The sequence below is a fragment of the Streptomyces sp. genome (assembly GCF_036566765.1).
Classification (GTDB): Bacteria; Actinomycetota; Actinomycetes; order Streptomycetales; family Streptomycetaceae; genus Streptomyces.
The window spans coordinates 1-4791 of sequence record NZ_DATCVQ010000738.1; the positions used below are offsets into that span (position 1 = coordinate 1).

At 77.7% G+C, this 4791-nt stretch carries 3 protein-coding genes; all 3 read left to right on the forward strand.

Annotated elements, in window-relative coordinates; translation table 11 throughout:
- Positions 1-2397 (forward strand): dTMP kinase (gene tmk, locus VIU94_RS42765; protein WP_331920789.1); only part of this gene is annotated, 2397 nt, incomplete at its 5' end.
- A gap of 203 nt (positions 2398-2600) precedes the next feature.
- A complete protein-coding gene (locus tag VIU94_RS42770) occupies positions 2601-3422 on the forward strand; it encodes an ABC transporter ATP-binding protein (protein ID WP_331920791.1) in 822 nt (273 codons plus the stop codon).
- A partial coding sequence (locus VIU94_RS42775) for an FtsX-like permease family protein (protein WP_331920793.1) occupies positions 3419-4791 on the forward strand: 1373 nt, incomplete at its 3' end. The genes VIU94_RS42770 and VIU94_RS42775, both read left to right, overlap by 4 nt.

The following is a 4791-nucleotide window of genomic DNA, read 5'->3' on the forward strand; positions in this document are numbered from 1 at the left end:
GCGGCCGTCGCCGGAGCGATCGCCGCCGCCGCGGCCGTCGCCGCCCTGCACGCCTTCGACCTGGCCGGCGGCCCCGTCACGTATGCGCTGCTCGTGCTCGCGCTGACCGGCTCGGTCGCCGTCGGCGTCCGCACCGCCCCGGCCGTCCTCACCGTCCTCTCGCGCCGCCGGCTGCTCGCCCTCGCGATCGCGCTCACCGGCGTCGCGCTGCTCGCCATGGGCCTGGTCCCGGACACCGCGACCGTCCTCGGCATCGCCGCGATCGCCGGGTACGCGGCCGGCGTCGCCGCGAACACCGGGCACACGCTGATCGACCAGGAGACCGAGGAGTTCCGGCGGGCCCGCTTCACCGAGCACCTCCAGGCCGTCGTCCGGGTCGCGATCGCCCTCGGCGCGATCGCCGCGCCGCTGCTCGCGGCCGCGATCGGCCCGCACCGCCTCGCCTCCGGCGACTTCGTCTTCGCGCACGGCGGCGCGGCCTTCACCCTGATGCTGGTCGGCGCGCTGCTGCTGCCCGTCGCCGTGATCGTCCTCGCCAAGACCGACGACCGCTCCGGCGTCCCGCTCCGCCGCGACCTGCGCGACGCGCTGCGCGGTGCCGACCCGGTCCAGGCCCCGGCCGCGACCGGCTTCTTCATCGCCCTGGAGGGCGGCGACGGCGCGGGCAAGTCCACGCAGGTCGAGGCGCTCGCGGAGTGGATCCGCGCCAAGGGCCACGAGGTCGTCGTCACCCGCGAGCCCGGCGCGACCCCGATCGGCAAGCGGCTCCGCTCGATCCTGCTCGACGTGTCCAGCGCCGGGCTGTCCCACCGCGCCGAGGCGCTGCTGTACGCCGCCGACCGCGCCGAGCACGTCGACTCGCTGGTCAAGCCCGCTCTGGAGCGCGGCGCGATCGTCATCTCCGACCGCTACATCGACTCCTCCGTCGCCTACCAGGGCGCCGGCCGCGACCTGTCGCCGACCGAGGTCGCCCGGATCAACCGCTGGGCCACCGGCGGGCTCGTCCCGAATCTGACTGTGCTGCTCGACGTCTCTCCGGAGACCGCGCGGGAACGCTTCACCGAGGCCCCCGACCGTCTGGAGTCCGAGCCGCCGGAGTTCCACACCCGGGTACGGGCCGGATTCCTCGCCCTCGCGGCCGCCGACTCCGCCCGCTACCTCGTCGTCGACGCCGGCCAGGAGCCGGAGTCCGTCACCACCGTCGTACGCCACCGGCTCGACCAGATGCTGCCGCTGTCCGAGGCCGAGGTGCAGGCCCAGGAGGAGGCGCGGCGCAAGGCCGAGGAGGAGGCCCGCCGCAGGGCCGAGGAAGAGGCCGCGCGCAAGGCGGAGGAGGAGCGGCTGGAGCGCGAGCGCCAGGAGCAGCTCGCCAAGCTTCGCGCCGAGGAAGAGGCGCGCCGGCAGGCCGAGGAGGAAGAGGCGCGCCGTCGCGAGGCCGAACGGCAGGCGGAGGAGGCCCGGCAGCGGGCCGAGGAGGCGCGCCAGGCCGCCGAGGAGGAGCGCCGTCGGCGCGAGGCCGAGGAGAAGGCCCGCAAGGAGGAGCAGGAGCGGCTGCGCAAGCAGGCCGAGGAGGAGGCCCGACTGAGGGCCGAGGCCGAGGCGCGTCGCCTGGAGAAGCAGCGGAAGGCCGAGGAGGCGCTGCTGCGGGCGGAGGAGGCCCGGCGCGCCGCCGAGGCGGAGGCCGCGGCGAAGGCGCAGGCGGATGCGGAGGCCGCGGCGAAGGCGCGAGCCGAGGCGGAGGCTGCGGACAGGGCGCGGGCGGAGGCCGACGCAAAGGCGCGGGCCGAGGCGGAGAAGGCGCGCGCGGAGGAGAGGGCGCAGGCCGCCGCTGCCGCCGCGGCTGCTGCCGAGACGGCCAGGAAGGCCGCCGCCGAGGCGGAGGCGGCCGCGACCGTGTCCGCGAACGAGGTGACGGTGGCGACGCCGACCGTGTCCGCCAACGAGGTCACCGTGCCGACGCCGATCGTGCAGCCGGACGACGTGACGCAGACCGTTTCTGCGCCGGTGGTGAAGCCGGAGGAGGAGACGTCGGTCCTGCCGCAGGTTCCGCAGGCGGATCAGCGCGCCGCGGACGAGACGGCCGTGCTGCCGCCGGTGCGCGACCCGCGCGAGCCGCGTGATCCGCGCGCCGTCGACGAGACCGCTGTGCTGCCGCCCGTACGGGACTCCGACCCCGCCGACCGGGTGCCGCAGGGCTTCTTCCGCGACGAGCAGCCCGAGCCGCAGGGCGCAGCCGACCGGACTGCCGAGCTCCCGCAGATGGACGAGCAGGGCCGGCCGCGGCAGCGCTCCGACTGGGCGGAGGAGACCCCGCTCGACGACCTGCCGAGCCTCGCCGACGAGCTGCTCGGCCCGCACGACGACGAGGACGAGGGGCCGCGGCGGCGCAGGCGCTGAGCCGCGACGCCACCGCTGCCCTGTGATGCGCCCCGCCGGTCTCCCGACCGGCGGGGCGCACCCGTTCCCGGCGTGTGGCCGGCTGCACCCCTTCCCGGGGTGAAGCTGGCTACACCCTGCCTTCGGGTGCTCGCTGGGTGCCCTCGTGACCTGCGCTTTTCTAGCGTTCTCCGTGGTGAGTCCGACCACGGGGAAGGCCAGGGATGTTCAGCTTCAGACGACGACACGACCGGAGGGCGGCGGCCGGGTTCCACGACTCCGGCGCCGCGCTCGCGCTCGACGGGGTGAGCCGCTCGTACGGCGGCGCCGCCGGGCTCGCGCTCGACGCGGTGAGTCTGACCGTGCCGCGCGGCGGGTTCGTCGCCGTCATGGGCTGCTCCGGCTCCGGCAAGTCGACGTTGCTGCGCTGCGCGGCGGGGCTCGAGCGGCCGACGGCGGGCAGCGTACGCATCGGGGGCGCCGACCTCGCGGCGCTCCGGCCCGCCGAACTGACCCGGCTGCGCCGCGACCGCGTGGGTTTCGTGTTCCAGTCCCTCAACCTCGTACCGACGCTCAGCGCGCTGGAGAACGTCGCCCTGCCGCTGCTCCTCGCCGGCGTCCCCGACGACGGGCGCGCGGAGGCCGGCCTGGCGGCCGTCGGGCTCGCGGACCGGGCCGCGGAGGCGCCCGCCCGGCTGTCCGGCGGGGAGCGGCAGCGGGTCGCGATCGCCCGGGCCCTGGTCACCGAGCCCGAGGTGATCTTCGCCGACGAGCCGACCGCCGCGCTCGACCCGGCGACCGCCGACGGCGTCCTGGCGCTGCTGCGCCGCGCTGTGGACGACCACGGCGGCACCGTCGTCCTCGTCACGCACGACCCGGTCGCCGCACAGTGGGCCGATCGCGCGGTCTTCCTCGACGGCGGGCGGCTGGTCGGCGCGCTCGACCGGCCGGACGCGGCATCCGTGCGGGCGGCCCTCGGCGCGCCGGACCGTCGCCCCGCGGACGCCGTGCACGGTTCCTTCGACTCCCTGGCGGGGCAGCGGTGAGCGTCGCCGAGCGGCTGCTGGCCGCGCGCTCGCTGCGGGCGCACCGGAAGGCGTGGGCGGCCGTGTTCGCCGCCACCGCCGTGACCTCCCTGCTGCTCGGGTGCCTGGCGCTGGCGGCCGGGTCGGCGGGGATCGGGCACGCGCGGGTCGAGCGGTACGCGGCCGCGGGCGTGGTCGTCGCCGGGGACCAGGAGGTGCGCCGGACCGCGAAGCCCTGGGGCGGCGAACCCCGGACCACGGCTGCCGGGCTGACCGAGCGGGTCCGGGTGCCGCGTGCGGCCGTCGCGGTGCTGCGCTCGGTCCCGGGGGTGCGGGCCGCCGTGCCCGACGACGCCTTCGTCGTACGGACCGGGGAACGGTCCGTCCCGGGCGGCTCCTGGGACGCGGCGCGCCTCGCCCCGTACCGGCTGCTCTCGGGCCGGGCGCCCGAGCGGCCCGGCGAGGTCGTCGCGGGAGGCGCGCTCGGGCGGCGGCCGATCGCGGGCCATCGGGTCGTCGGGGTCGCGGACGGGCCGGACGCGCTCTACTTCACGGCCGACCGGGCGCGGGCCCTCGCCGGACGCCCCGGGGCCGTCGACGCGATCGGGGTCCTGGGCGAGCCGGGCGTCTCCGCGGAGACCCTGTACGCACGGGTGCGCGCGGCCCTGGACCGGGCGGGCCTGGTGGACGTGGCCGCCGGGCGGCCCCTGCGGGCGCTGACGGGCGACGGGCGCGGCGGCGCCGAACACCTCGCCGCGGGCCCGGCGCGCACCGAACTCCTCATGATGACGGCCGCCGTCTCGGGGACCGTGCTGATGGTCGCCGTCCTCGTCCTGAGCTCGCTCGTCGCCCAGGCGCTGCGCCAACGCGCCCCGGAACTCCACCTGCTGCACAAGGTCGGCGCCACGCGCCGTCAGGTACGCGCGGCCGTCGGCCGCGAGGTCCTCCGTGTCGCGGGCGCGGCGGCGGCGCTGGGCGCGCTCGGCTCCGTGCCGGTCTTCCTGGCGCTCTGGTCCGCCCTGAAGACCCGCGGTGTCGTCCCGGACGGCCTCGAACTTCCCACGCCGCCCTGGCTGTTCGCCGCGGCCCTGGCCGGGGCGGGGCTGACGGCGGGCGTGGCCCGGCTCGTCGTACCGTTGGCCACCGGCAGTACGAAGAAGTCTTCCGGCTCCGATCCGGCCCGCGCCGCCGATCCGGCCCCCGGCTCCACCCCCGTCCCCGGCTCCACCCCCGTCCCCCGCCCCACCCCCGACCCTGCCCCCGCTTCCGGCTCCGCACCCGGTCGCGGGCGGCGCGTCACCGGCCTTGTGCTCCTGGCGCTCGGCGCGAGTGCGGCCGGGACGGCCGCCTTGCAGGGCGGCGAGACGGCGGCCGCGGCCGCCGGGGCGGC